The sequence below is a fragment of the Streptomyces sp. NBC_00582 genome (genome assembly GCF_036345155.1).
Classification (GTDB): Bacteria; Actinomycetota; Actinomycetes; order Streptomycetales; family Streptomycetaceae; genus Streptomyces.
Window position 1 is genome coordinate 4545771 of sequence record NZ_CP107772.1, and the last position, 24470, is coordinate 4570240.

Sequence of the window (24470 nt, forward strand, 5' to 3'; positions counted from 1 at the left end):
CCCGCCTGACCTGGTCGGAAGCTTTTCCCGGAAGAAGCTAGTTCTTCTGGATCTGGTCGAACGACAGCTCGACCGGCGTCTCACGCCCGAAGATCTCCACCAGACCCTTGACCTTCTTGGAGTCGGCGTTGATCTCGTTGATCGTGGCCTGCAGCGTGGCGAACGGACCGTCGGTGACGGTGACCGAGTCGCCCACCTCGAAGTCCAGCACCTGGACCTCGACCTTGCGCTGCGGAGCCGGCTTGCCCTCGGCCTCGGCCGCCTCGCGGGCCGCCTTCTCCTCGGCCTCCGGAGCGAGCATCTTGACGATCTCGTCCAGGGTCAGCGGGTACGGGTCGTAGGCGTTGCCCACGAAGCCGGTGACGCCGGGGGTGTTGCGGACGACGCCCCAGGACTCGTTCGTCAGGTCCATGCGGACGAGAACGTATCCGGGGAGCTTGTTCTGGCGGATCGTCTTGCGGTCGCCGTTCTTGATCTGGACGACCTCTTCCTGCGGCACCTCGGCCTGGAAGATGTAGTCCTCGACGTTCAGCGAGACGGCGCGCTGCTCCAGGTTGGTCTTCACGCGGTTCTCGTAACCCGCGTACGTGTGGATCACGTACCACTCGCCGGGAAGGGTGCGCAGCTCCTCGCGCAGGGCGACGACGGGGTCGACGGGCTCGGCCGGCTCTTCTTCCTCGGCCTCGAACTCGTCCTCGGCGTCCACCGACTCCTCGGAACCGTCCTCGGCGTCCGCGTCCTCGGCGTCCTCGTCCTCGACGTGAAGCGCTGCTTCCTCCGCGGCCTCGCCCGCCTCATCGTCGGCAGCCTCGAACTCGTCCACCTCGTCCGCGCCCTCGACGATGTCGAGCTCGTCGTCGACCTCGTCGGGCTCGATGGCGTCGTTCAGGTTCTGGTCAGACACGGTGGCTGCTTCTTCCTGGATACAGAGGGGTGGAACATGCGAAAGGGGCGCCGGATACCTCGGCGCCCTTCGCTCTCGGCTCAGCCAAAAACGTACTTGGCGGCGTGGCTGAGTCCATAGTCAATCACGGTCACCAGGCCGATCATGACGACCACGAAGACGATGACCACCGTCGTGTACGTCGTCAGCTGTCCACGAGTGGGCCAGACGACCTTGCGGAGTTCCGCGATGATCTGGCGGTAGAAAAGCGCGAGTCGCTTCAGCGGGCCCTTCTTGGCGCGCTTTCCGCCCTTGCGGCCCTTCTTCTTGGCCTCAGGCAGCTCGTCCTGGGCATCAGGCGTGTCGATGGAGCCCACGGCATCCGCCATTCGTCCTCACCTGTTCCCCGGGGTCGTGGCCGTGCCGCGCCCGGTCTGAGCCGCACGGCGGTGCATTGCTGTACGTACATGCGCACACATCCTGGCGAAGGAGTGTGTAGCAGGGCCGGAGGGACTTGAACCCCCAACCGCTGGTTTTGGAGACCAGTGCTCTACCAATTGAGCTACGACCCTTTGTGTGTCCCCAACGTACCGCATCCGACCGGGTGCTCGGTGTGCACCGGGTGAGGCACGGCCTGTTGAAGGCCAACGACGGATGAGTGTACGTGGTCCTGAGCGTGCCGTCGAACGGAAAGTGGTCTTGGACGAAATCAGTCTGGTGTTCAGCCAGTTGCCCAGTGGGTGAAACCCGTGTGCCGGGCCCGTTTCCTGTCTGAAAACATGGGCCGTATGAGCGCTGCAACCCCTCCCACCGAGCGCCGGGTCTCCGCCCGAGTCGGCGCGATCTCCGAGTCCGCCACCCTCGCCGTGGACGCCAAGGCCAAGGCCCTGAAGGCCGCCGGGCGTCCGGTGATCGGCTTCGGCGCCGGCGAGCCCGACTTCCCGACCCCGGACTACATCGTCGAGGCGGCCGTAGAGGCCTGCAAGAACCCCAAGTACCACCGCTACACACCGGCCGGCGGTCTTCCGGAGCTGAAGGCCGCGATCGCCGCCAAGACGCTGCGTGACTCCGGCTACGAGGTCGACGCCTCGCAGATCCTCGTCACCAACGGCGGCAAGCAGGCGATCTACAACGCCTTCGCCGCGATCCTCGACCCGGGCGACGAGGTCATCGTCCCGGCGCCGTACTGGACGACCTACCCGGAGTCGATCCGTCTCGCCGGCGGTGTCCCGGTGGAGGTCGTCGCCGACGAGACGACCGGCTACCGGGTCTCGGTCGAGCAGCTGGAGGCCGCGCGCACCGAGAACACCAAGGTCGTGCTCTTCGTCTCCCCCTCGAACCCGACCGGCGCGGTCTACAGCGCCGAGGAGGCCGAGGCGATCGGCCGCTGGGCCGTGGAGCACGGTCTGTGGGTGCTGACGGACGAGATCTACGAGCACCTGGTCTACGGCGACGCGACGTTCACCTCGCTGCCGGCGATCCTGCCCGAGCTGCGCGACAGGTGCGTGGTCGTCAACGGTGTCGCCAAGACGTACGCGATGACCGGCTGGCGGGTGGGCTGGATCATCGGCCCCAAGGACGTCGTCAAGGCCGCGACGAACCTCCAGTCGCACGCGACCTCCAACGTCTCGAACGTCGCCCAGGTCGCCGCGATCGCCGCCGTCTCCGGTGACCTGTCGGCGGTGGAGAGGATGAAGGAGGCGTTCGACCGTCGTCGCAAGACGATCGTGCGGATGCTGAACGAGATCGACGGCGTGCTCTGCCCGGAGCCCGAGGGCGCGTTCTACGCGTACCCGTCGGTGAAGGCGCTGCTCGGCAAGGAGATCCGCGGCAAGCGCCCGCAGAGCAGCGTGGAGCTGGCCGAGCTGATCCTGGAGGAGGCCGAGGTCGCGGTCGTCCCGGGTGAGGCCTTCGGCACGCCGGGCTATCTGCGGCTGTCGTACGCGCTGGGCGACGAGGACCTCGTCGAGGGCGTGAGCCGCATCCAGAAGCTGCTGGCGGAGGCCAGGGACTGAGTCGCGTCGCAGAGGGGGCGCCCGCCGGAAACGGGGGGCGCCCCCTCTGCCATGTGTGCGAGCAAGACCACGTTCGGGGAATCGGCTACCGGGACGGCACGGCCGTACGGCAGGATCGGTGGATGGAGCGTGTACGTGATGTCTCTGAGCTGCCGAAAGCCCATCTGCATCTGCACTTCACCGGGTCGATGCGGCCCACGACCGTGCTGGAGCTGGCCGACAAGTACGGGGTGCGCCTGCCCGAGGCGCTGACCGACGCGCTGACCAGCGGGGAACCGCCGAGACTGCGGGCCACGGACGAGCGGGGCTGGTTCCGCTTCCAGCGGCTGTACGACGCGGCGAGGTCCTGTCTGCGCCGGCCCGAGGACATACAGCGCCTGGTGCGGGAGGCGGCGGAGGAGGACATCCGGGACGGCTCGGGGTGGCTGGAGATCCAGGTCGACCCGACCTCGTACGCGCCCCGGCTGGGCGGGCTGATCCCGGCGCTGGAGATCATCCTGGACGCGGTGGAGTCGGCCTCGCGGGACACCGGGCTCGGGATGCGGGTGCTGGTCGCGGCGAACCGTATGAAGCATCCGCTGGACGCCCGGACGCTGGCCCGGCTGGCGGTGCGCTACGGGGACCGGGGCGTGGTCGGCTTCGGGCTGTCGAACGACGAACGACGGGGCATGGCACGGGACTTCGACCGGGCGTTCCACATCGCGCGCGAGGGCGGGCTGCTGTCCGCGCCGCACGGCGGCGAGCTGACCGGTCCGTCGTCCGTACGGGACTGTCTGGACGATCTGCACGCCACCCGGATCGGGCACGGCGTCCGGGCGGCGGAGGACCCGAGGCTGCTGAAGCGGCTCGCGGAGCGGGGCGTGACCTGCGAGGTGTGCCCGGCGTCGAACGTGGCGCTGGGGGTGTACGAGAAGCCCGAGGACGTCCCGCTGCGGACACTGTTCGAGGCGGGGGTGCCGCTGGCGCTGGGCGCCGACGACCCGCTGCTGTTCGGCTCACGCCTGGCGGCGCAGTACGAGATCGCCCGCCACCACCACGGCTTCACGGACGCGGAACTGGCGGAACTGGCCCGCCAGTCGGTACGGGGTTCGGCGGCCCCGGAGGACATGAAGGCCAAGCTGCTGGCGGGCGTGGACGACTGGCTGGCGTCCTGAGCGGACGGTTCTACAGCTCTACGCCGACCATCACGGGTTCGTTGACGAGGGTGATCCCGAACGCCTCCCGCACCCCGGCGACGACCTCGCGGGCCAGCGCCAGCAGATCCTCCGTGGTGGCGGCACCGCGGTTGGTGAGGGCGAGGGTGTGCTTGGTGGAGATACGGGCGGGCCCGCTGCCGTAGCCCTTGGTGAAGCCGGCCCTGTCGATCAGCCAGGCGGCGGAGGTCTTGGTGTGCCCGGGCCCCGCGGGGTAGGCGGGCGGCTCCACGTCCGCGCCCAGCCGTTCCCTCACGCGCGCGTGGAAGACGGCGAAGTCGGCGTCGGTGAGGATCGGGTTGGTGAAGAACGACCCGGCCGACCAGGTGTCGTGGTCCTCGGGGTCGAGCACCATGCCCTTGCCGGCCCGCAGCTTCAGCACGGTCTCCCGGGCGTCGGCGAGCGGCACCCGGTCCCCGGGCTCGACGCCGAGCGCCCGCGCGGTCTCGGCGTACTTGATCGGCGCCGACAGCCCGTCCGCGTCCTCCAGGACGAAACGGACCCGCAGGACGACGTACCGCTCCGGGTCGGCCTTGAAGCGGCTGTGCCGGTAGGCGAAGGCGCACTCCTCGTTGGTGAGGGCGACCGTCTCGCCGGCCCGGCGGTCGTAGGCGACGACCTCGGTGATGGTGGAGGAGACCTCCTGGCCGTACGCCCCCACGTTCTGGATGGGCGTGGCACCGGCGGAGCCGGGAATCCCGGCGAGGCACTCGATCCCGGCGAGCCCGGCCTCGACGGTGCGGGCGACGGCGTCGGTCCACACCTCACCGGCGGCCAGCTCCAGCGTCGTACCGACGAGCTCGAACCCGCGTGTGGCGATCCGCAGGGCGGTGCCCTCGAAGCCCTTGTCCCCGATGACGAGGTTCGACCCGCCGCCGACCACCAGCAACGGCGTCCCCGCGGCATCGGCCGCCCGCACGGCCTCGACCACCTCGGCGTCGGTGACCGCGGTCACCAGCCGCCGAGCGGCCCCCCCGAGCCGAAAGGTGGTGAGCGGAGCAAGCGAGGCATCGTGTTTTTCCAGCACGCGCCCAAGCGTACGAGACTGAAACCCACCCCCGACCCACGCCGCCCGGCGGTCAGCGGGAGGGCGGTCAGCCCAACCGCACAACCGCCCGAGACATCCCCAACACCTTCTGCCCCCCACTCGTCACCGTCAGATCCACCCGCACGGTGTTGTCGTCCAGCTTGGCCGCCACCTTCCCTGCGACCTCGATCACCGCCCCCACCCCGTCGTTCGGCACGACCACGGGCCGGGTGAACCGCACCCCGTAGTCCACGACCGCCCCCGGATCCCCGACCCAGTCCGTCACGACCCGGATCGCCTCAGCCATGGTGAACATGCCGTGCGCGATGACGTCCGGCAGCCCCACCTCCTTGGCGAACTTCTCGTTCCAGTGGATGGGATTGAAGTCCCCGGAGGCCCCCGCGTACTGCACGAGTGTGGCCCGGTCCACGGAGAAGGACCGCGCCGGGAGCTCGGTCCCGACCTCGACGTCCGCGTAAGCGATCTTCGCCGTCATCACCCTCACGCCTCCTCGGCCGCGCGGGCCACCAGCTTGGTCCAGGCGGTCACGACATGCTCTCCGGCCTCGTCGTGGACCTCACCCCGGATGTCCAGGATGTCGTTGCCCGCCATGGACTTGATCGTCTCGATGGTGGACGTGACCGTGAGCCGGTCACCGGCCCGCACCGGCCGCTTGTAGGCGAACTTCTGGTCGCCGTGCACCACCCGGCTGTAGTCGAGGCCGAGCTGCGGGTCCTGGATGACCTGTCCGGCGGCCTTGAAGGTGATGGAGAACACGAAGGTCGGCGGGGCGATCACATCGGCGTACCCGAGCGCCTTGGCGGCCTCCGGGTCGGTGTACACCGGGTTGGTGTCCCCCACGGCCTCGGCGAACTCGCGGATCTTCTCCCGGCCGACCTCATAGGGATCGGTGGCCGGGTAGGTCCGCCCGACGAAGGACTGGTCGAGCGCCATGGGCTCGGCACCTCCTCATTGTGTTTGCGCTTCCTGCCGGCTCTACTGACCGGTACTGGTCGCTCAACGACGCGAGGCCGCCCCCGATCACTCGGGGACGGCCTCGCATACGAGCCTGATTTATCGCGTCTCGCGGTGCGCGGTGTGCGCGTTGCAACGCGGGCAGTGCTTCTTCATCTCCAGTCGGTCCGGGTTGTTACGCCGGTTCTTCTTGGTGATGTAGTTCCGCTCCTTGCACTCCACGCAGGCCAGCGTGATCTTCGGGCGGACGTCGGTGGCAGCCACGTGAGTGCTCCTTGACGAACGGATGGGATTGGTTTAACGCAAGAAAGAGTAGCCGATCGAAGGACCGACCCCACAATCGGCTACTGTCAGTAGCGGTGACCGGACTTGAACCGGTGACACAGCGATTATGAGCCGCTTGCTCTACCGACTGAGCTACACCGCTTTGATGTGATCCGTCCCCGCCTCGCGACGGGAACCTCTCACACCAGAGCCCCAATACGGAATCGAACCGTAGACCTTCTCCTTACCATGGAGACGCTCTGCCGACTGAGCTATTGGGGCGAGCGATGAAGACATTACACGGTCCGCAGCCGTTCACCCAAATCCGTTTCGCGGCCCTCCGGAGGGACCCGCCGCGCAGCCCTGCGGACGGCCCCGGCACCGGTCCCGGCGGCCCCGTGGACCTCCCCCACCCCGCACGGGACCACCGCGACCACCCCCACCACACCGGTACGACTATTGCGCTCCTCCCCGCCCGCGCCGGAGCGCCGCCCTAGGCTCGACTCACTCTGAGTGACCTTGCCTCCCCCACCCAGCTCCTCACGAGCTCCGAGCTCCCCGCCCCGAGCCCCGAGCCCCCGAACCCTCTGGAGCGCGATGCCCGACAGCCGGCCCGAGCCACCCCCGCCGTCCTCCTCCCCGTCCGGCGCCCCGGGCGGCACGGACCCGGCCGCGCTGCTGCTGTGCGGGGCACGGCTGACGGACGGCAGGACCGTGGACGTCCGGCTGGCCCGCGGCCGGATCGAGGCGGTCGGCACGGCCGGCAGCCTGGCGCCCGGCCCGTCCCCCACCGGCGCCACACGGGTCGACCTCTCCGGCCACCTCCTCCTGCCGGCCCCCGCCGAGCCCCACGCGCACATGGACACGGCCCTGACGGCCGACCTCGACGGCCCCGTCCCGTACAGCCCCCAGGACGTCCAGCGCCGCGCCGTCGAGGCCGCCCTGCTCCAGCTCGGGCACGGCGCGACCGCGCTGCGGGCCCAGGTGCGCGTGGGCGACGTCCAGGGCCTCGGCGCGCTGACCGCCGTCCTGCGGGCCGCTCGTTCGCTGCGCGGGCTCGCCGAGGTGACCACGGTGGCGATGCCGCGACTGCTGACCGGCGTGGCCGGCGCGGACGGTCTCGCGATGCTGCGGGACGCGCTGAAGATGGGCGCCTCGGTGGCCGGCGGCTGCCCCGACCTCGACCCCGACCCGACCGGGTATGTGGAGAGCGTCCTGGAGGTCGCCGCCGAGCACGGCTGCCCGGTCGATCTGCACACCGACGCCCGCGACCCGGCCCGCCTCGCCCGGCTCGCGGCGATGGCCGGCGGGCTGCGCCCCGGGGTCACCCTGAGCCCCTGCGGCGGCCTCGGCCGGCTCTCCGCCACCGCGGCCGGCCGCACCGCGGACCGACTGGCCGCCGCCGGGGTGACGGTGGTGTGCCTCCCGCAGGGCGGCTGCGGCGCCTCGGAGGACGACGGCACGGCGCCCGTACGGCTGTTGCGCGCGGCCGGGGTACGGGTGGCGGCCGGCAGCGGGGCCCTGCGCGACCTGTCCAACCCCGTAGGCCGCGGCGATCCGCTGGAGGCGGCCTACCTCCTCGTCTCCCGCCACGGCCTGCGCCCCGAGGAGGCCTACGACGCCGTGAGCACCCGCGCGCGGGCGGCCCTCGGGCTGCCGGAGATCCGCGTCGAGGCGGGCTTCCCGGCCGACCTGCTGGCCGTGCGCGGCGCCCGCCTGGCGGGCGCGCTCTCCCTCGGCTACAGCCGCGTCGTGATCCACCGCGGCCGGGTGGTCGCCCGTACGAGCGCGGTCCGCGAGTACTGCGACTCCTCGACGCCCCCGGCGGAACCGGGACTGCCGAGGCAGGGGCGCGGGGAGTTGTCGTAGCGCGTCGGCGTCTCCCGGGCGCGTCCCAGGGCTCGCGCCCGGCAGTCCCGTACACCCGGGCGTACGGTCGGAAGCATGCGCATTGTCATCGCTGGTGGACATGGTCGGATCGCGCTGCGGCTGGAGCGGTTGCTCGCCGGGCGCGGGGACGAGGTCGCGGGGATCATCCGCACGGCGGAACAGGCCGCGGATCTGCGGGCGGCCGGCGCCGAACCGGTCGTACTGGACCTGGAGTCGGCGTCGGTGGAGGCGGTCGCCGAGCGGCTGCGGGGCGCGGACGCGGCGGTGTTCGCGGCGGGCGCGGGACCGGGCAGCGGGGCGGCCCGCAAGGACACCGTCGACAAGGGCGCGGCGGTGCTGTTCGCCGACGCGGCGGTCCTGGCGGGCGTACGGCGCTTCGTCATCGTGTCGTCGATGGGCGCGGACCCCGGGCACCGGGGCCAGGAGGTCTTCGACGTCTATCAACGCGCCAAGGGCGAGGCCGACGCCCACGTACGGGGTCTGGACTCCCTCGACTGGACGATCCTGCGTCCCGGACTGCTCACGGACGATCCCGGGACCGGCCTGGTCCGGCTGGAGGCCCACACGGGCCGCGGCCCGATCCCGCGTGACGACGTGGCGACCGTCCTCGCGGAACTCCTGGACACCCCGGCCACCTCCGGCCTCACCCTGGAGCTGATCAGCGGTTCGGCACCGGTGTCGGTGGCGGTGAAGTCGGTGGCGGGGAACTGAGGGGGACTCAGCCGAGCCGCCGTCAGAACAGCGAGAGCTGCCCCGGGAACTCGGGCACGACGTACCCGTCCAACGACGGTTGCAGGGCGCCCAGTTGCGCCGTCCTGCGCGACCCGGGGCAGTAGACGAGTTCCCCGCTCTCGCGTGCCCCCGGCGGGTCGTGCCGGGCGAACCGTCCGGCGACGACGGCGATCTCGCGACGGCACTCGGGACAGACTCTGCGACGGCTGGCTCCGCTGGACATGGGGCCAGTGTGCCGCAGTGGGCCACGCGGGTAGCGGGCCGCGGCACCCGCCCCGCTCGCCGCGCGGATCGGCCGCGACCTCCCTAGCATCCGGACATATGGCACATACCTTCGAGGAACTCGTGGCGATGCAGCGACTGGCCGACGAGACCCACGCAAGGGTCGAGGAGCTACGGGACGCCTACGGCCCTCCGACGGCCACGCCCTGGTCGGAGACCCAGACCGAGACCTACGAAACCGCCTGGAGAGCCTGGCGCGACCTCGCCCGCGACGTCCAGGCGGCGGTTACGGAGTACGCCAAGGCCGAGGGGAGACCACGCAGCGACGTGGAAGCAGAGGTGAAACAGGCAACGAAGCAGCCCGACAGCTGACCCACCCGGGCTGCCGGGCCGGCACCCGACACATACGACAAAGGGCCCGTGACCTGCTTCGACAGCAGGTCACGGGCCCTTTGTTTCCCGTGTGGCGGCGCCAGGATTCGAACCTGGGAAGGCTGAGCCGGCAGATTTACAGTCTGCTCCCTTTGGCCGCTCGGGCACACCGCCGGGGTTTGCTGCCGTTCGAACCGCTTTTCGGCGGTGCTCCCTGGCAACGACGTAAACAATACCCGATGCCGAGGGGTGCTTCGCCACCCGATTGATCTCCACCCGGAGGACCACGGGTGGCTAGGCTTGTCCGGATGCGGCCCCGGATCACCCGGGGCTCGGCGGCCGCCCCCACGTACGCCGACACGCACCTCACACGCACCCCGATACAAGGAGCCACAGGACATGGCCGACTCCAGTTTCGACATCGTCTCGAAGGTCGAGCGGCAGGAGGTCGACAACGCCCTCAACCAGGCCGCCAAGGAGATCTCGCAGCGCTACGACTTCAAGGGCGTGGGCGCCTCGATCTCGTGGTCCGGTGAAAAGATCCTGATGGAGGCGAACTCCGAGGACCGGGTGAAGGCTGTCCTCGACGTCTTCCAGTCGAAGCTGATCAAGCGCGGGATCTCGCTGAAGGCGCTGGAAGCGGGCGAGCCCCAGCTCTCCGGCAAGGAGTACAAGCTCTTCGCGGAGATCAAGGAGGGCATCTCCCAGGAGAACGCGAAGAAGGTCGCGAAGCTCATCCGCGACGAGGGCCCCAAGGGCGTGAAGGCCCAGGTCCAGGGCGACGAACTGCGCGTCAGCTCCAAGAGCCGTGACGACCTGCAGGCCGTCATCGCCCTGCTGAAGGGTCAGGACTTCGACTTCGCGCTGCAGTTCGTGAACTACCGGTAGTCGGCCGACCGGCCGGACACTCCCGGTGGCGACGAAGGGCGGGCACCCCCGCAGTGCCCGCCCTTCTCGTCCGCCGGACGGTCCGCCGCCCTTCCCCGCGTCAGTCGCGCGAGTTGCCGAACAGCAGCCGGTAGACGATCAACAGCACGAGCGATCCGCCGATCGCCGCCACCCACGTGGCGCCGTCGTAGAAGTCCTTGGTGATGGGGTGGTCCAGCCAACGGGCCGAGATCCAGCCGCCGCTGAACGCGCCCGCGATGCCGATGAAGGTCGTGCCGATGAACCCGCCCGGGTCACGCCCCGGCAGCAGGACCTTGGCGATGACTCCGGCCAACAGTCCCAGGATGATCCAGCTGATGATGCCCATGCCCTGAACCTGCCCTTCCGCGCTGTGCCCGTGCTGTCCGGGCACTGTGATCTCGCTCGCTCCGGACGGGCCGTCCTCGGCGTGACACGTCCCGCCCCGACGTCCTCCGTCGCCCGCGGGTCCGTGTCGCGTTCACTCGGGTTCATGTCGTGTTCTCGCCGTGTTGTCCCGGACGACGTCATCACGGCATCCGGTGGTTCCGCCGGTCAGTAGGGTGCGGCCCATGACACAGTCGGGAGCCCCCTCCGCACTGCGCCGAACCCTCGGCGTCGGCGACGCCGTGGTCATCGGGCTCGGCTCGATGATCGGAGCCGGCGTCTTCGCCGCCCTCGCCCCCGCCGCGCACGCCGCGGGCTCCGGGCTGCTGCTCGGCCTGGCCCTCGCCGCGCTGGTCGCCTACTGCAACGCCATGTCGTCGGCCCGCCTCGCCGCCCTGTACCCGGCCTCGGGCGGGACGTACGTCTACGGGCGCGAACGTCTCGGCGAGTTCTGGGGGTACCTGGCCGGCTGGTCGTTCGTGGTCGGCAAGACGGCCTCCTGTGCGGCGATGGCGCTGACGGTCGGGGCGTACGTCTGGCCGGGGCAGGCGCACGCGGTGGCGGTCGCGGCCGTGGTGGCGCTGACCGCGGTCAATTACGGCGGTATCCAGAAGTCGGCCTGGCTGACGCGGGCGATCGTGACGGTGGTCCTGGCGGTCCTCGCTTCCGTGGTCGTGGTGTGTCTCGGCTCCGGGGCGTCCGACGCCGGGCGGCTGGACATCGGGGCCTCGGAAGGCCTGGGCGGGGTGCTGCAGGCTGCCGGTCTGCTGTTCTTCGCGTTCGCCGGGTACGCGCGCATCGCGACCCTCGGTGAGGAGGTACGGGATCCGGCGCGCACCATCCCCCGCGCGATCCCGCTCGCGCTGGGCATCACCCTCGCCGTCTACGCGTGCGTGGCGGTCGCCGTCCTCTCCGTGCTCGGCGCCGGGGAGCTCGGGCGGGCGCAGGCCCCCCTGGCCGACGCGGTGCGGGCGGCCGGCGCACCGGGGATGGTTCCGGTCGTCCGGGTGGGCGCGGCCGTGGCCGCGCTGGGCTCCCTGCTCGCGCTCATCCTGGGCGTCTCCCGCACGACCCTGGCGATGGCCCGCGACCACCACCTGACCGGCGCCCTGGCGGCCGTCCACCCGCGCTTCCAGGTGCCTCACCGCGCCGAACTGGCCGTCGGCGCGGTGGTGGCGGTCCTCGCCGCCACGGTGGACGTACGGGGCGCGATCGGTTTCTCCTCCTTCGGAGTACTCGCCTACTACGCGGTGGCCAACGCCTCGGCCTGGACCCTGGACGACTCCGCGACGGCGAGGGCGCTTCCCGCGGTGGGCCTGCTGGGCTGTGTGACGCTGGCGTTCGCCCTGCCGGTGACGTCCGTGGTGACGGGCGCGGCCGTCCTGGCGGTGGGCGTGGTCGCATACGGGGTGCGGAGGCGGCCGACCGGGCGGCGGTGAACGGCTGGGCGGCTGGTGAGCGGCCGGACGCTCCGTGATGCGGTGGCTATGGCTTCTGCGGTATCTGCTCGTGCTCGGTCATGCGTTCATGGTGCCGGACGCCACTGACAACGGCGTCTGCCTGTGGACGACCGGCCGCTTGTGGACAACCGCCTCACCCGCGGCTCGCCGCGTCACCGTCAGGCGAACGGCTGGTCCGTGGGCACGATCTCGCGGCCCAGCGGGAACAGCGAGACCGGGATCAGCTTGAAGTTCGCGATGCCGAACGGAATCCCGATGATGGTCACGCACAGGGCGATCCCGGTGACGATGTGTCCGAGGGCCAGCCACCAGCCGGCGAGGACCAGCCAGAGCACATTGCCGACGCAGGAGGGCGCACCCGCGTCCCGCCGCTCGACCGTGGTGTAGCCGAAGGGCCAGAGGGCGTAGACGCCGATACGGAACGCGGCGATGCCGAACGGAATGCCGATAACTGTGACGCACAGCAGTAGGCCCGCGAGGAGGTAGGCGAGGAACAGCCAGAAACCGCTCAGGACGAGCCAGATGACGTTCAGGATGGTCTTCACTGGGGGCGACCTGCCATTTTCTCGAGCCGGGCGATGCGTTCCGCCATCGGCGGGTGGGTCGAGAACATCTTGGAGAGGCCCTGGCCGGGACGGAAGGGGTTCGCGATCATCATGTGGCTCGCGGTCTCGATCCGGGGCTCGGGGGGCAGCGGGAGCTGTTTGGTGCCCATCTCCAGTTTGCGCAGGGCGCCGGCGAGGGCAAGCGGATCGCCGGTGAGCTGGGCTCCGGAGGCGTCCGCCTCGTACTCCCGGGAGCGGCTGATGGCGAGTTGGATGAGGCTGGCGGCGAGCGGGCCGAGGATCATGATCAGGAGCATGCCCAGCAGACCGGGGCCGTCGTCGTCGTCGGAGCGGCCGATCGGGATCAGCCAGGCGAAGTTGACCAGGAACATGATCACGGAGGCGAGGGCTCCGGCGACGGAGGAGATGAGGATGTCGCGGTTGTAGACGTGGCTGAGCTCGTGGCCGATGACTCCGCGCAGTTCGCGCTCGTCGAGGATGCGCAGGATGCCCTCGGTGCAGCACACGGCGGCGTTGCGCGGGTTGCGGCCGGTGGCGAAGGCGTTGGGGGCCTCGGTCGGGGAGATGTACAGCCGTGGCATGGGCTGGCGGGCCTGGGTGGAGAGGTCCCGGACCATCCGGTACAGGGCGGGTGCCTCGAACTCGCTGACGGGACGGGCGCGCATCGCGCGGAGCGCCAGCTTGTCGCTGTTCCAGTACGCGTACGCGTTCGTCCCGAGGGCGATCACGAGCGCGACGACGAGCCCCGTGCGGCCGAAGAAGCTGCCGATGACGATGATGAGCGCGGACAGTCCCCCGAGGAGTACTGCCGTCCTGAGCCCGTTGTGCCGGCGGTGCACGGTACGCCCTCCAAATCGTGCAGCAGGGGAACCCTTTGCTTGCGGATGTTCCGTCTCTCCGGTGCCCACTGGAGTCGTGGTGTCACGTCCAGTGGACCCTCCCGTACTGGTCAACGCCAGGTGGGAGTCACTAGTTCCCTTGTGCGTACGGGCAGGGGTGTGGGCCGTCGGGGTGACGGTGGGGCGTGCGTGCCTCGGCGGGTGTGTACGCGCGCGTGGGGCGCTCAGAAGAGGCCGGTGTCGGTGAAGCGCAGGATCAGCTGGGGTGCTCCGGACAGGACGATGCCGAGGGCGGCGGTGAGGGTGATCGCGGCGGTGAGCGGGGCGGGGACGCGGTGCTTGACCGTTTCGCCCTCGGTTTCGCCCTCGGGGGCGCGGAACAGCAGAGCCGTCCACTGGAGGTAGTAGTACAGGGCGATCACGACGTTGACGGCCATGAGGACGGCGAGCCAGCCCAGGCCCGCGTCGACGGCCGCCGAGAAGACGGTGACCTTCGCGAAGAGCCCGATGATGCCCGGCGGCAGTCCGGCCAGGCAGAGCAGGAAGAAGGCCAGGAGGAGTGCGGAGAGGGGGTTGCGGGCGTAGAGGCCCCGGTAGTCCGTGAGGCGGTTCTGCGGGCTCGTACGGCCCACCAGGGCGGCCACGGCGAAGGCGCCGAGGTTCACGGCGGCGTACATGAGGGCGTAGGCGACGGTGGAGCCGATGGCGTGCTCGGCGTCGTCGGTGTACGCGGCGGCGGCGATCGGTACGAGGAGGTAGCCGGCCTGTCCGACGGAGGACCAGGCGAGCAGGCGTACGGCGCTGTACGCGCGCGTGGCCTGTTGGCGGAGGGCGCCGACGTTGCCGACGGTCATGGTGAGGGCGGCCAGCGCGGCCAGGGCGGGGCCCCAGACGTCGGCGTAGGAGGGCAGGCCGACGACCGTGACGAGGATGAGGCCGGAGAAGCCGACGGCCTTGCCGACGACGGACAGATAGGCGGCGATCGGCAGGGGGGCGCCGACGTAGGTGTCGGGGACCCAGAAGTGGAAGGGGACGGCGGCCGTCTTGAAGGCGAAGCCGACGAGGGTGAGGACGACGCCGGTCTGGGCGAGGGTGTCGAGTCGGCCGTCGACGTGCTGGATGCGGTCGGCGACCTGGGTGAGGTAGAGGGTGCCGGTCGTGGCGTAGAGGAAGCTGATGCCCATCAGGCTGACGGCGGTGGCGGTGACCGACGACAGGAAGAACTTCAGGGCGGCCTCGGCGGACCTGCGGTCGCCGTGGCGGATGCCGACGAGGGCGAACGCGGGCAGGGAGGCGACCTCCAGGGCGACGACGAGGGTGGCGAGGTCGCGGGAGGCGGGCAGCAGGGCGGCGCCTGCGGCGGAGGACAGCAGCAGGAACCAGAACTCGCCTTCGGGGAGTCTGCCGCGCGCGTCCTTCAGGACGGTGACCGACAGGAGGGCGGCCAGCAGGGCTCCGCCGAGGACCAGGAACTGGATGACGAGGGTGAAGCGGTCGGCGGTGTAGCTGCACGCGTCCGGGTCGGCGGTCAGACAGAAGGTGGAGCGGTCGCCGTCGAGGAGGGGCAGCAGGAGGGCGGTGGAGGCGGCGAGTCCGGCGACGGAGAGCCAGCCGAGGAGCGGCTTGCGCGCGTCGGCGACGAACAGGTCGGCGACCAGGACGACGAGGGCGACGACCGCCGCGAGCGTGGGCGGGGCGATCGCGAGCCAGTCGACGGACTGGACCAGTGACGCGGCCAGGGGCTGGGCAAGGAGCTGGGCCGGGGAGCTCATCGGGTGCCTCCTGCGAGGAGCTGCTGCACGGCCGGGTCGGTCAGGCCGAGGAGGGCCTTCGGCCACAGGCCGGCTACGACGGTGAGGGCGACGAGCGGGGTCCAGGCCGCGAACTCGTACGACTGGACGTCGGTGAGCTTCGGCGTGTCCTGCGGGAGGGCGCCCATGCAGACGCGGCGGACCACGACGAGCAGGTAAGCGGCCGTGAGCAGGGTGCCGAAGGCGGCGATCGCGGTGAAGGTGAGGAAGGCCGGGCGGCTGAGGTCGGCGGCCGGGTCGAACGCGCCGAACATGGCTAGCATCTCGCCCCAGAATCCGGCGAGGCCGGGCAGGCCCAGGGAGGCGACGGCGGCGAAGGCGAGCAGTCCGCCGAGGCGGGGTGCCTTGCCGTAGAGCGCGGCGCCGGTCTGTTCGGCGAGGGCGTCCAGGTCGGTGGTGCCGGTGCGGTCCTTCAGGGCGCCGACGAGGAAGAACAGCAGGCCGGTGATGAGGCCGTGGGCGATGTTGGCGAACAGGGCGCCGTTCACGCCGGTGGGGGTGGTGGACGCGATGCCGAGCAGGACGAAGCCCATGTGGCCGACGGAGGAGTAGGCGATGAGCCGCTTGAGATCGCCCTTGGCGCCCTGCTTGGCGAGGGCCAGGCAGGCGAGGGATCCGTAGATGATCCCGACGACGGCGAAGGCGGCGAGGTAGGGCGCGAAGGTGTGGAAGCCGTCGGGTGCGATCGGGAGGAGGATCCGGACGAACCCGTACGTACCCATCTTCAGCAGGACGCCGGCGAGCAGGACGGAGCCGACGGTCGGGGCGGCGGTGTGGGCGTCGGGCAGCCAGCTGTGCAGGGGCCACATCGGGGTCTTGACGGCGAGCCCGATCCCGATCGTCAGAACCGCGATGACCTGCACGGATGTGCTGAGCGACCGGCCGTTGTCAGTGGCGAGTGCGACCATGTCGAAGGTGCCCGCCTTGATTCCGATCAGGAGCAGGCCGAGCAGCATGACCACGGATCCGAGCAGCGTGAACAGGATGAACTTCGTCGCCGCCCGGGCCCGGCCCTCGCCGCCCCAGCGGGCGATGAGGAAGTACATCGGGATGAGGACCGTCTCGAAGGCGAGGAAGAACAGCAGCAGGTCGAGGACGGCGAAGGTGGCGAGGGTGCCGGACTCGAGGACGAGCAGCAGTGCGACGAAGGCCTTGGGGGTCGGCCCCGAAGGCATCTTGAAGTACGAGTAGAGCGCGCAGAGGAAGGTCAGCAGCGCGGTCAGGACCACGAGGGGGAGGGAGATGCCGTCGATGCCCAGGTGGATGCGCACGTCGAGTGCCGGGATCCAGCTGATGTCCGTGCTGGCCTGCATCTTCGACGGGTGGTCGTGGTCGAAGCCCAGTGCGAGGACGATCGCGGCGGCGAGGATCACGCCGGTCACCGTGACGCCGTGCCGGAGCACGGCCTGCTCGGGTGACTTCCCCTTCAGCCCCGGCGGGGCGGGCAGGAGAGCGGCGGCGGCGCCGAGGAGCGGGCCGACGACGACGAACGCCAGAAGGAACTGCATCACGGACTCGTTGATATCGATCACGCCTGCTCACGCTCCCGAGGCGACGAGGAGGACGGCGACCGCCAGGACGACGGTGCCGGCGAGCAGCGCGCTCACATAGGTCTGGACGTTGCCGGTCTGGGCGCGCCGTACGGCCGCGCCGAGCCAGCGGGGCAGGGCGCCCGCGCCGCGTACGTAGGTGTCGACGACCTCGCGGTCGAGGAACCGGACGAGGCTCGCGCCGCCCTGGACGGGGCGGACGAACAGCGCCGAGTACACGGCGTCGAGGTGGAAGCCGGCGGCGGCGTGGCGGTGCAGCGGGCCGAGCAGGAGCCGTCCGGGGTCCGCCGGGTCGGGCGCGGAGGCCACGTCGCCGTAGGCGGGCTCGTGGGTCGCGATGGCCTCGGCCTCGACCTGGGCGGCGTCGCCCTCGGGGTGTGCGGCGACCGCGCCCAGGGGGGCGACGGCCGCCAGCGCCCGGAGGTGGCGCCAGGCGGCGTACGCGACGAGTGCGCCGGCCAGGGCGACCCCCGTGCCGAGCACGGAGGTGGTGACGGTCGGGGCGAGGTCGTTGCCGTCGAACCAGCCGGGGAGCGTGCGGTAGGCGAGTGCGCCGAGGCCCAGGGACGGGACGGCGAGGACCCACAGCACGACGGTCATGGTCAGCGGCTGGCGGCCGTGGTCGGGGGCCTCGGCGCCCCGGCCGTAAAAGGCCAGCAGCCACAGCCGGGTGGCATAGGCGGCGGTGAGGAGGGCGGTGATCAGTCCGGCGATCAGGATCAGCCAGCCGGCGGCGCCGGGGGCGTGCTCGGTGTGGCCGGTGGTGACGTGCTCGGCGGCGCCGAGGACGGACTCCTTGGAGAAGAAGCCGCTGAACGGCGGGATCGCGGCGAGCGCGAGGAGCGCCACGGTCATCGTCCAGTAGGCGTCGGGGATGCGTTCGCGCAGCCGGCTCATCCGGGACATGGCGGCGAGCGAGTTGGTGCCGGCGGCGTGGATGATCACGCCGGCGGCGAGGAACAGCAGCGCTTTGAAGGCGCCGTGCGAGAGGAGGTGGAAGACGGCGGCCGAGCGGTCGCCGACGGCGAGGGCGCCGGTCATGTAGCCGAGCTGGCCGATCGTCGAGTAGGCGAGGACGCGTTTGATGTCGTCCTGCGCGAGCGCCGCGAGGCCGGAGCCGACCATGGTGACGGCGGCCATCACGGCGAGGACGACCATCGCGGCCTGGGAGGCCTCGAAGACCGGGAGGAGCCGGGCGATGAAGTAGACACCGGCGGCGACCATCGTCGCGGCGTGGATCAGCGCGGAGACGGGGGTGGGGCCGGCCATCGCGTCGGGGAGCCAGGTGTGCAGCGGGAACTGCGCGGACTTGCCGGCGACGCCCGCGAGGAGCAGCAGGGCGATGACGGTGGGGTGGTCGAGCCCGCCGTGGGCGACGGCGTCGAGGATCTTCGTGATCTCGAAGGAGCCGGCGTCGGTGGCGAGGGCGAACAGGCCGATGAGGAAGGGGACGTCGCCGAGCTTGGTGACCAGGAAGGCCTTGAGGGAGGCGGCGCGGGCCTCGGGGGTCTCCCAGTAGTGGCCGACGAGGAAGTAGGAGCAGATGCCCATGACCTCCCAGCCGACCAGCAGCACGATCAGGTCGCCGGTGTAGACGACCAGGAACATCGCGGAGGTGAAGAGGGAGACGAGCGCGGCGTACGACGGGTAGCGCGGGTCCTCGCGGAGGTAGCCGGTCGAGTAGATCTGCACACAGGTGGCGACCGTGCCGACCAGGACGGCGACCAGGGCGGCGAAGCCGTCGATGTACAGGGAGAGCTCGATCGGGATCGAGCCGGTGGGGGTGAGTTCGGTGGCCGCGGTGAGGGCGGCGTCACCGCCCTGGCGTACGGCGACGACGGCGGCGAGGACGAGGGAGGTGAGGGTGGGCAGGACGGCGAGGGGGCGGACGAATCCGGGGGCGTTGCGTCCGAGGAGCAGGCCGGCCACCGCGCCCAGGAAGGGAAGGAGGGGGACGAGGACGGCGAGGGTGGTCGTGGTCACGCGGTGGCCTCAGCCTTCTCGGTGCCCGGCCCGGTCTCGGGGGTGTCGGTGTCGTGGCCCTCGGCGGTGTCGCGGAGCCGGTCGATGTCCGAGGTGCCGCGAGCCCGGTACACGGCGAGGACGATGGCCAGGCCGATGCCGATCTCGGCGGCGGCGATGGCGATGGTGAACAGGGTCAGGGCCTGCCCGGAGTGCAGGGTCTCCTCGGCGGCGCGGCTGAGCCAGACGTCGAAGGCGACGAGGTTGAGGTTGACGGCGTTGAGCATCAGCTCGACCGACATCAGGACCAGGATCGCGTTGCGACGGGCGAGGACGCCGTAGAGGCCGGTGCAGAAGAGGAGGGCGGCGAGGACGGCGGGATAGGCGAGGTGCATCAGCGGGCGCCTTCCTGCTCGGCCGAGGTGCCGGGAATTTTCTCGCCACTTTCTGTGACCGATGAGGAACTCCTGGTGACGCCCCGGGCGTTCACGGGGGGAGAGCTCGCATCGGGCTCCGCCTTCGCCTTGCGGGACAGGACGATCGCGCCGACCAGGGCCGCGAGGAGGAGGACGGAGAGGGCCTCGAAGGGAAGGACCCAGTTCTGGAAGAGGCTCGCTCCGGTGACCTCGGTGGAGCCGGCGGCGGGGCCGTCCAGGTCGATCCAGGTGGTGCGGAAGGCGTCGACGACCACCCAGACGAGCGCGGCGGCCGCGGCGACGGCGACCGTGAGGGCGGCCCAGCGGTTGCCGGAGTCGGCGTCCGGGGACCGGCCGATGGGGGCCTTGGTGAGCATCAGACCGAAGAGGAGGAGGACGACGACGGAACCGACGTAGATGAGGACCTGCACCCAGGCGATGAACTCCGCGGTGAGCAGAAGGTACTCGACGGCGAGGCCGCCGAGGGCGACCACCAGCCACAGGGCGGCGTGGACCAGTTGCCGGGTGGTGACGGTGACGAGGGCGGCACCCAAGGTGGCCAGGCCCACGAGGACGAAGGCGATCTCCACTCCGGTCGGGGAGAGGAAGCCGTGCGGTGCGGCGGCCAGGGCCGCGGTGGCGACGGAGGAGGCGGGGCTCACGACTCTCCTCCCTGGGGACCTGCCGGATCGACGGGCTCGGCGGGCTGGGCGGGCTCGGCGGGATCGGTGGGCTGGGCCTGGGCGGCGGCCAGCTTCTCCGCCGTCTTGCGGGCGGCGGCGATCTCCTTCGGCTCCTCGGCGGCGGGGTCGAGGGCGGGCGGGGCCGGAACCGTCCACATCCACTCGCGGAGCTTGTCCCGCTCGTGGGTGAGCTCACGGATGTCGGTCTCGGCGTACTCGAACTCCGGGGACCAGAACAGGGCGTCGAAAGGACAGACCTCGATGCAGATACCGCAGTACATGCACAGGGAGAAGTCGATGGCGAAGCGGTCGAGGACGTTGCGGCTGCGCTCACGGCCGCCGGGGGCGGCGGGCGGGACGGTCTCCTTGTGGGAGTCGATGTAGATGCACCAGTCGGGGCACTCACGGGCGCAGAGCATGCAGACCGTGCAGTTCTCCTCGAAGAGACCGATCACGCCCCGGGTGCGGGGCGGGAGCTCCGGCTGGGCGTCCGGGTACTGCTCGGTGACGGACTTCCTCGTCATCGTGCGCAGGGTGACGGCCAGGCCCTTGGCGAGGCCGGAGCCAGGAATGGGGGCCACTAGGAGATCACCACCTTGACGACGCCGGTGAGGGCGATCTGGGCGAGAGAGAGGGGGACGAGGAGGGTCCAGGAGAGTTTCTGGAGCTGGTCCTCGCGCAGCCGGGGATAGGTGACGCGCAGCCAGATGACGACGAAGGCGAGGACGGCCGTCTTCAGCAGGGTCCACACCCAGCCGAGGCCGTCGGCACCCCAGGGGCCGTGCCAGCCGCCCAGGAAGAGGACGGTGGTCAGGCCGCACAGGACGACGATCCCGGCGTACTCGGCGAGGAGGAAGAGGGCGAACCGCAGACCGGTGTACTCGGTGTACGCGCCGAAGATGATCTCCGAGTCGGCGACGGGCATGTCGAACGGCGGGCGCTGCAGTTCGGCGAGGCCGGCGACGAAGAAGACGATCGCGCCGACGATCTGCCAGGGCAGCCACCACCACTCGAAGGCGTCGACGATGCCGGGCAGGGAGACCGTCCCGGCCGCCATCGCCACCGAGGCGGCGGTGAGCAGCATCGGGAGTTCGTAGGCGAGGAGCTGGGCGGCGGTGCGCAGACCGCCGAGGAGGGAGAACTTGTTGGCGCTGGCCCAGCCGGCCATGAGGGAGCCGAGCACACCGACGCCCATCACGGCGAGGACGAAGAACACACCGGCGTCCAGGGCCTGGCCGACGGCGCCCTCGCCGGGGCCGATCGGGATGGCGAGGAGGACGAGGAGGTAGGGCAGGAGGGCGACGGCGGGGGCGAGCTGGAAGATACGGCGGTCCGCGCCGGCGGGGACCACGTCCTCCTTCTGCGCGAACTTCACGCCGTCCGCGATGAGCTGGGCCCAGCCGTGGAAGCCGCCCGCGTACATCGGTCCGAGGCGGCCCTGCATATGGGCCATCACCTTGTGCTCGGTCTGACCGACGATCAGGGGGAAGGTGAGGAAGACGACGAAGACGAGCAGGAGTCGCAGGGTGACGTCCACTGCGTCGTTCACTGCGGGCCTCCTGACGGGTTCTCGGGCTCGGGGGGTTCGGGGTGGGCCTCGGGCGCGCGTTCGGGCACGGATTCGGGCTGGGTCGCTTGCTCGGGCACGGATTCGGGCTGGGTCGCTTGCTCGGGCACGGATTCGGGCTGGGTCGCTTGCTCGGGCACGGATTCGGGCTGGGTCGCTTGCTCGGGCACAGCCGTCGGTTTCGCGTCCGGGGCGGTGGTGCCCGACGGCTCGGATGCGGGGGCCTGCTCCCGCTCCTGCTTCGGCTCCCGGCCCTTCACCGGCTCCGGCTTCGGCTCGCGCTCCCTCTCCGGCTCCAGCTTCGGCTCGCGCTCCCTCTCCGGCTCCTGGTCCCGCTCCTTGCGGGCGCGCTCCGCTTCCGGCTCGTCGAAGGCCGGGCGGGCGTGGTGCCAGGGAGCGTCGGAGCTGCGGGGGGTCCGGGCGGGGCGCGGTTCGGGGGCCGGGGGCTGGGTGCGCTGGGAAGCCGAGCCCTCGGAGGCGGTACGGGCGCGGCGGGGGCCGGACGGGGGGCGTCCGGTCACCGGGGCCGGGGGCGAGGTCGGGGCCGTGTCGGCGACGCTGCCTGTAGCCGCGCCTGCCTCGCCGGCGCCTTCCGTGCCGGTGCCTTCCGTCCCCATGCCTTCCGTGCCGGTGCCTTCCGTCCCCATGCCTGCCGTGCCGGTGTCCGCCGTGCTGTTCGTGGCCTGCGGCGCGTCGGTTCCCTGGGGGGTTGGCCTTCCCGCTGCTTCCTGCGGGGCCGTTGTGGCTTCAGGGGTTTGGGGGGCCTCGGGGCGCTGGGAGGCCGAGCCCTGGCTTGCGGTTCTTGATCGGCGTGCCGTCGGCGCGGGCGGGGATGTCTCCGAGGCCGCACCGACGGCCGAGGCGGGGGTTTCCGGGGCCGGCTGGCCGGCGGCCGGGGCGGGAGTTTCCCGGGACGGCTGGCCGGCGGCCGGGGTTTCCGGGGCCGGCTGGCCGGCGGCCGGGGCGGGAGTTTCCCGGGCCGGCTGGCCGGCGGCCGGGGTTTCCGGGGCTGTCTGGCTGGCGGAGCCCTGGGCTGCCGTGCGGGTGCGGCGGGCCGGGCGGTCGCCGGTGGTGGCTCGGGTCGGGCGGTCGCCTGCGGCGCGGGCCCCCGCTGCCCGGGCCGGGCGGGCCGGGGCGGGCGGGAGTTGGCCCTTGAGGGGGCCCCAGTCGTTGGGGTCGGGGACGCCGGGGGGCAGCATCTGGCGGCGCTTGGGGCCGCCGTGCTCGGATTCGCCGGGTTCCTTGGCGCCGGGCCAGGCCTTGGCGACCCGGGCCGCGAGGACGAAGTCCTTGCGGAGGGGGTGGCCTTCGAAGGTCTCGGGAAGGAGGAGGTGGTGCAGGAAGGGGTGTCCCTCGAAGGCGACGCCGAACATCTCGTGGGTCTCGCGCTCGTGCCAGGCGGCGCCCGCGTAGACGTCGACGGCGGAGGCGAGGGCCGGGGACTCGTGCGGGACGGTCGTGCGCAGGAGCAGACGGCGGACCGGGCCGAGGGCGACGACGTGGGCGGAGACACGGAAACCGGTGCCCGGTTCGTCGACGGCGCTCAGCCAGTCGAAGTAGGTGCAGGAGAGTTCGTCGCGGGCGGTGCGCAGGGCGGTGGTCCAGGACGCGGGCGGGACGTCGACGGTCAGGACGTCGTAGGACTCCTCGGCCGTGGCGTCCGTGCCGAAGAGGTCCTCGACGGGGGCCGGCAGCCAACCGATCGTGGTCATCCCGCGTTCCCCTCTGCGGTGGGCGGCTGAGCGGCCGGCGGCTTGACCAGGTCGCTCTGCAGGGCGGCGGCCGACGGACGGTGGGTGCCGTAGCGCTCGTGCAGGGACTCCCGGGCGATCTTCTCCTGGAGCTTGAGGATGCCCTGGAGGAGGGCTTCGGGGCGGGGCGGGCAGCCGGGGACGTAGACGTCGACGGGGATGATCTGGTCGACGCCCTTCGTCACGGAGTAGGAGTCCCAGTAGGGGCCGCCGCAGTTGCTGCAGGCGCCGAAGGAGATGACGTACTTGGGCTCGGGCATCTGCTCGTACAGGCGCTTCACGGCCGGGGCCATCTTGTCCGTGACCGTGCCGGAGACGACCATCAGGTCGGCCTGGCGGGGGCCCGGGGCGAAGGGGATGACGCCGAGGCGGATGAAGTCGTGGCGGGCCATCGACGCGGCGATGAACTCGATGGCGCAGCAGGCGAGGCCGAAGTTGAAGACCCAGAGCGAGTAGCGGCGGCCCCAGTTGAGGACGACCTTCATGGGCTCGGGGGCGAGACGGGCGAGGGCACCCAGGCGCTTCGGCTCCGGGAGGAGAACGGGTGCGGAGGCGGTCGTTTCGGCGGAAGCGGCCGTCTCTGGGGTCACGTCCATGTCAGGACGCCCTTCTTGTATGCGTACAGCAGGCCGACGGCGAGGAAGCCGAGGAAGATGAACATCTCCACGAGGGTCGTGGCGCCGTAGCCGGGGGCGGCGAAGACCGTCGCCCAGGGGAACAGGAAGATCGAGTCGACGGCGAAGATGACGTAGAGGAAGGCGTAGACGTAGTAGCGGACCTGGGTGTGGGCCCAGCCCTCGCCGACGGGGTCGACGCCGCACTCGTACGTCAGGAGTTTCTCGGGGGTCGGCACCACGGGGCGCAGCAGGCGTCCCGCGCCGAAGGCGACAGCCACGAACAGCACACCGATGACGGCGAGCAGTCCGACGACCGAATAGGACCGGAAGTAGTCCGCCGCGATCTCGACGGTCGGTTCCCGCACGTCCGTCCCCTCGCTCC

Annotated in this window: 27 protein-coding genes and 4 tRNA genes; 7 read left to right on the forward strand and 24 right to left on the reverse strand. The window is 71.1% G+C overall.

All coding sequences use genetic code 11. From position 1 onward, the window contains the following. Window positions 1–37: 37 nt before the first annotated feature. From nusG to OG852_RS20040, 3 genes are all read right to left on the reverse strand, one after another. Complete coding sequence (nusG, locus tag OG852_RS20030) at window positions 38–904, reverse strand: transcription termination/antitermination protein NusG (protein ID WP_133914834.1); 867 nt, start codon at window positions 902–904, stop codon at window positions 38–40. Window positions 905–984: 80 nt separating this feature from the next. Further along, window positions 985–1272, reverse strand: coding sequence for a preprotein translocase subunit SecE (gene secE / locus OG852_RS20035; RefSeq protein WP_067249250.1), 288 nt, complete (start codon window positions 1270–1272; stop codon window positions 985–987). A gap of 110 nt (window positions 1273–1382) precedes the next feature. Further along, window positions 1383–1455 (reverse strand) — tRNA-Trp (locus tag OG852_RS20040). Between the two features lie 216 nt (window positions 1456–1671). Between OG852_RS20040 and OG852_RS20045 the strand changes: the two genes are divergently transcribed. Beyond that, complete coding sequence (locus tag OG852_RS20045) at window positions 1672–2898, forward strand: pyridoxal phosphate-dependent aminotransferase (RefSeq protein WP_330348583.1); 1227 nt, start codon at window positions 1672–1674, stop codon at window positions 2896–2898. 122 nt (window positions 2899–3020) lie between these two features. Continuing rightward, entirely contained in the window at window positions 3021–4052 is a 1032-nt protein-coding gene (locus OG852_RS20050) for an adenosine deaminase (protein WP_330348584.1), read from the forward strand. A gap of 10 nt (window positions 4053–4062) precedes the next feature. Here the strand turns inward: OG852_RS20050 and OG852_RS20055 are convergent, their stop codons facing one another. The 6 genes from OG852_RS20055 to OG852_RS20080 form a co-directional block, all read right to left on the reverse strand. Then, window positions 4063–5118 carry a UDP-N-acetylmuramate dehydrogenase gene (locus OG852_RS20055; RefSeq protein ID WP_330348585.1) on the reverse strand — a complete coding sequence of 352 codons (1056 nt, stop codon included), beginning with the start codon at window positions 5116–5118 and terminating at the stop codon, window positions 4063–4065. Between the two features lie 67 nt (window positions 5119–5185). Beyond that, on the reverse strand, window positions 5186–5614 hold the full coding sequence (locus OG852_RS20060) for a MaoC family dehydratase (RefSeq protein ID WP_133914830.1): 429 nt from the start codon (window positions 5612–5614) through the stop codon (window positions 5186–5188). Between the two features lie 5 nt (window positions 5615–5619). Next, the gene (locus OG852_RS20065) at window positions 5620–6072 is read right to left on the reverse strand and encodes an FAS1-like dehydratase domain-containing protein (protein ID WP_133914829.1); all 453 of its coding nucleotides are present in this window, start codon (window positions 6070–6072) and stop codon (window positions 5620–5622) included. 120 nt (window positions 6073–6192) lie between these two features. After that, on the reverse strand, window positions 6193–6357 hold the full coding sequence (gene rpmG / locus OG852_RS20070; RefSeq protein ID WP_003948671.1) for a 50S ribosomal protein L33: 165 nt from the start codon (window positions 6355–6357) through the stop codon (window positions 6193–6195). A gap of 90 nt (window positions 6358–6447) precedes the next feature. Continuing rightward, window positions 6448–6520, reverse strand: a tRNA-Met gene (locus OG852_RS20075). Between the two features lie 46 nt (window positions 6521–6566). Next, window positions 6567–6639, reverse strand: a tRNA-Thr gene (locus OG852_RS20080). Between the two features lie 315 nt (window positions 6640–6954). Between OG852_RS20080 and OG852_RS20085 the strand changes: the two genes are divergently transcribed. Both OG852_RS20085 and OG852_RS20090 read left to right on the forward strand, forming a co-directional pair. Continuing rightward, on the forward strand, window positions 6955–8226 hold the full coding sequence (locus OG852_RS20085; RefSeq protein WP_133914828.1) for an amidohydrolase family protein: 1272 nt from the start codon (window positions 6955–6957) through the stop codon (window positions 8224–8226). 75 nt (window positions 8227–8301) lie between these two features. Next, the gene (locus OG852_RS20090) at window positions 8302–8958 is read left to right on the forward strand and encodes an SDR family oxidoreductase (protein WP_133914827.1); all 657 of its coding nucleotides are present in this window, start codon (window positions 8302–8304) and stop codon (window positions 8956–8958) included. Between the two features lie 22 nt (window positions 8959–8980). Here the strand turns inward: OG852_RS20090 and OG852_RS20095 are convergent, their stop codons facing one another. After that, on the reverse strand, window positions 8981–9202 hold the full coding sequence (locus OG852_RS20095; RefSeq protein WP_330348586.1) for a hypothetical protein: 222 nt from the start codon (window positions 9200–9202) through the stop codon (window positions 8981–8983). A 98-nt stretch (window positions 9203–9300) separates the two neighbouring features. On the opposite strand from OG852_RS20095, the gene OG852_RS20100 reads away from it, so the two are divergent. Further along, window positions 9301–9573 carry a hypothetical protein gene (locus tag OG852_RS20100; protein ID WP_330348587.1) on the forward strand — a complete coding sequence of 91 codons (273 nt, stop codon included), beginning with the start codon at window positions 9301–9303 and terminating at the stop codon, window positions 9571–9573. A 92-nt stretch (window positions 9574–9665) separates the two neighbouring features. Here OG852_RS20100 and OG852_RS20105 read toward each other — a convergent pair. Then, window positions 9666–9747 (reverse strand) — tRNA-Tyr (locus OG852_RS20105). A 225-nt stretch (window positions 9748–9972) separates the two neighbouring features. Here OG852_RS20105 and OG852_RS20110 point away from each other — a divergent pair. Beyond that, on the forward strand, window positions 9973–10461 hold the full coding sequence (locus tag OG852_RS20110) for a YajQ family cyclic di-GMP-binding protein (RefSeq protein ID WP_133914824.1): 489 nt from the start codon (window positions 9973–9975) through the stop codon (window positions 10459–10461). 100 nt (window positions 10462–10561) lie between these two features. Here the strand turns inward: OG852_RS20110 and OG852_RS20115 are convergent, their stop codons facing one another. Next, window positions 10562–10828 carry a GlsB/YeaQ/YmgE family stress response membrane protein gene (locus tag OG852_RS20115; RefSeq protein WP_330348588.1) on the reverse strand — a complete coding sequence of 89 codons (267 nt, stop codon included), beginning with the start codon at window positions 10826–10828 and terminating at the stop codon, window positions 10562–10564. A 223-nt stretch (window positions 10829–11051) separates the two neighbouring features. On the opposite strand from OG852_RS20115, the gene OG852_RS20120 reads away from it, so the two are divergent. Beyond that, window positions 11052–12305: an APC family permease gene (locus tag OG852_RS20120; protein WP_330348589.1), complete on the forward strand. Its 1254-nt coding sequence runs from the start codon at window positions 11052–11054 to the stop codon at window positions 12303–12305. A 179-nt stretch (window positions 12306–12484) separates the two neighbouring features. On the opposite strand, the gene OG852_RS20125 is transcribed toward OG852_RS20120, so the two are convergent. The 12 genes from OG852_RS20125 to OG852_RS20180 all read right to left on the reverse strand — a co-directional run bounded on the left by OG852_RS20125 (window position 12485) and on the right by OG852_RS20180 (window position 24453). Further along, complete coding sequence (locus OG852_RS20125) at window positions 12485–12871, reverse strand: YccF domain-containing protein (protein WP_133914821.1); 387 nt, start codon at window positions 12869–12871, stop codon at window positions 12485–12487. Beyond that, entirely contained in the window at window positions 12868–13731 is an 864-nt protein-coding gene (gene htpX / locus OG852_RS20130) for a zinc metalloprotease HtpX (RefSeq protein WP_133914820.1), read from the reverse strand. The genes OG852_RS20125 and htpX overlap by 4 nt, the downstream gene beginning before the upstream one ends. 224 nt (window positions 13732–13955) lie before the next feature. Then, window positions 13956–15503, reverse strand: a complete 1548-nt coding sequence (locus OG852_RS20135) for an NADH-quinone oxidoreductase subunit N (protein ID WP_133914819.1) — start codon at window positions 15501–15503, stop codon at window positions 13956–13958. After that, window positions 15500–17074 carry a complex I subunit 4 family protein gene (locus tag OG852_RS20140; RefSeq protein ID WP_330348590.1) on the reverse strand — a complete coding sequence of 525 codons (1575 nt, stop codon included), beginning with the start codon at window positions 17072–17074 and terminating at the stop codon, window positions 15500–15502. Before OG852_RS20140 ends, OG852_RS20135 begins: the two co-directional genes overlap by 4 nt. Before the next feature lie 6 nt (window positions 17075–17080). Then, window positions 17081–19075 carry an NADH-quinone oxidoreductase subunit 5 family protein gene (locus OG852_RS20145; RefSeq protein ID WP_330348591.1) on the reverse strand — a complete coding sequence of 665 codons (1995 nt, stop codon included), beginning with the start codon at window positions 19073–19075 and terminating at the stop codon, window positions 17081–17083. Next, entirely contained in the window at window positions 19072–19449 is a 378-nt protein-coding gene (gene nuoK, locus OG852_RS20150) for an NADH-quinone oxidoreductase subunit NuoK (RefSeq protein WP_133914816.1), read from the reverse strand. Before nuoK ends, OG852_RS20145 begins: the two co-directional genes overlap by 4 nt. Continuing rightward, entirely contained in the window at window positions 19449–20132 is a 684-nt protein-coding gene (locus tag OG852_RS20155; RefSeq protein WP_330348592.1) for an NADH-quinone oxidoreductase subunit J family protein, read from the reverse strand. The genes nuoK and OG852_RS20155 overlap by 1 nt, the downstream gene beginning before the upstream one ends. Beyond that, on the reverse strand, window positions 20129–20734 hold the full coding sequence (locus OG852_RS20160; RefSeq protein ID WP_330348593.1) for a NuoI/complex I 23 kDa subunit family protein: 606 nt from the start codon (window positions 20732–20734) through the stop codon (window positions 20129–20131). Before OG852_RS20160 ends, OG852_RS20155 begins: the two co-directional genes overlap by 4 nt. Further along, window positions 20734–21702 carry a complex I subunit 1/NuoH family protein gene (locus tag OG852_RS20165; RefSeq protein WP_330348594.1) on the reverse strand — a complete coding sequence of 323 codons (969 nt, stop codon included), beginning with the start codon at window positions 21700–21702 and terminating at the stop codon, window positions 20734–20736. The genes OG852_RS20160 and OG852_RS20165 overlap by 1 nt, the downstream gene beginning before the upstream one ends. Continuing rightward, window positions 21699–23432, reverse strand: a complete 1734-nt coding sequence (locus tag OG852_RS20170; protein ID WP_330348595.1) for an NADH-quinone oxidoreductase subunit C — start codon at window positions 23430–23432, stop codon at window positions 21699–21701. Before OG852_RS20170 ends, OG852_RS20165 begins: the two co-directional genes overlap by 4 nt. Then, window positions 23429–24067, reverse strand: coding sequence for an NADH-quinone oxidoreductase subunit B (locus OG852_RS20175; RefSeq protein ID WP_330348596.1), 639 nt, complete (start codon window positions 24065–24067; stop codon window positions 23429–23431). The genes OG852_RS20170 and OG852_RS20175 overlap by 4 nt, the downstream gene beginning before the upstream one ends. After that, complete coding sequence (locus tag OG852_RS20180) at window positions 24058–24453, reverse strand: NADH-quinone oxidoreductase subunit A (protein ID WP_133914811.1); 396 nt, start codon at window positions 24451–24453, stop codon at window positions 24058–24060. Before OG852_RS20180 ends, OG852_RS20175 begins: the two co-directional genes overlap by 10 nt. Window positions 24454–24470: the final 17 nt, after the last annotated feature.

What these genes read in the sequence shown, in the direction of transcription:
- nuoK (WP_133914816.1), bottom strand. Translation starts at nt 19,449, where the DNA reads ATGCACCTCGCCTATCCCGCCGTCCTCGCCGCCCTCCTCTTCTGCACC.
- secE (WP_067249250.1), bottom strand. Translation starts at nt 1,272, where the DNA reads ATGGCGGATGCCGTGGGCTCCATCGACACGCCTGATGCCCAGGACGAG.
- OG852_RS20045 (WP_330348583.1), top strand. Translation starts at nt 1,672, where the DNA reads ATGAGCGCTGCAACCCCTCCCACCGAGCGCCGGGTCTCCGCCCGAGTC.
- OG852_RS20115 (WP_330348588.1), bottom strand. Translation starts at nt 10,828, where the DNA reads ATGGGCATCATCAGCTGGATCATCCTGGGACTGTTGGCCGGAGTCATC.
- OG852_RS20110 (WP_133914824.1), top strand. Translation starts at nt 9,973, where the DNA reads ATGGCCGACTCCAGTTTCGACATCGTCTCGAAGGTCGAGCGGCAGGAG.
- OG852_RS20050 (WP_330348584.1), top strand. Translation starts at nt 3,021, where the DNA reads ATGGAGCGTGTACGTGATGTCTCTGAGCTGCCGAAAGCCCATCTGCAT.
- OG852_RS20065 (WP_133914829.1), bottom strand. Translation starts at nt 6,072, where the DNA reads ATGGCGCTCGACCAGTCCTTCGTCGGGCGGACCTACCCGGCCACCGAT.
- OG852_RS20175 (WP_330348596.1), bottom strand. Translation starts at nt 24,067, where the DNA reads ATGGACGTGACCCCAGAGACGGCCGCTTCCGCCGAAACGACCGCCTCC.
- OG852_RS20135 (WP_133914819.1), bottom strand. Translation starts at nt 15,503, where the DNA reads ATGAGCTCCCCGGCCCAGCTCCTTGCCCAGCCCCTGGCCGCGTCACTG.
- OG852_RS20095 (WP_330348586.1), bottom strand. Translation starts at nt 9,202, where the DNA reads ATGTCCAGCGGAGCCAGCCGTCGCAGAGTCTGTCCCGAGTGCCGTCGC.
- OG852_RS20085 (WP_133914828.1), top strand. Translation starts at nt 6,955, where the DNA reads ATGCCCGACAGCCGGCCCGAGCCACCCCCGCCGTCCTCCTCCCCGTCC.
- OG852_RS20090 (WP_133914827.1), top strand. Translation starts at nt 8,302, where the DNA reads ATGCGCATTGTCATCGCTGGTGGACATGGTCGGATCGCGCTGCGGCTG.
- OG852_RS20100 (WP_330348587.1), top strand. Translation starts at nt 9,301, where the DNA reads ATGGCACATACCTTCGAGGAACTCGTGGCGATGCAGCGACTGGCCGAC.
- OG852_RS20120 (WP_330348589.1), top strand. Translation starts at nt 11,052, where the DNA reads ATGACACAGTCGGGAGCCCCCTCCGCACTGCGCCGAACCCTCGGCGTC.
- OG852_RS20060 (WP_133914830.1), bottom strand. Translation starts at nt 5,614, where the DNA reads ATGACGGCGAAGATCGCTTACGCGGACGTCGAGGTCGGGACCGAGCTC.
- OG852_RS20170 (WP_330348595.1), bottom strand. Translation starts at nt 23,432, where the DNA reads ATGACCACGATCGGTTGGCTGCCGGCCCCCGTCGAGGACCTCTTCGGC.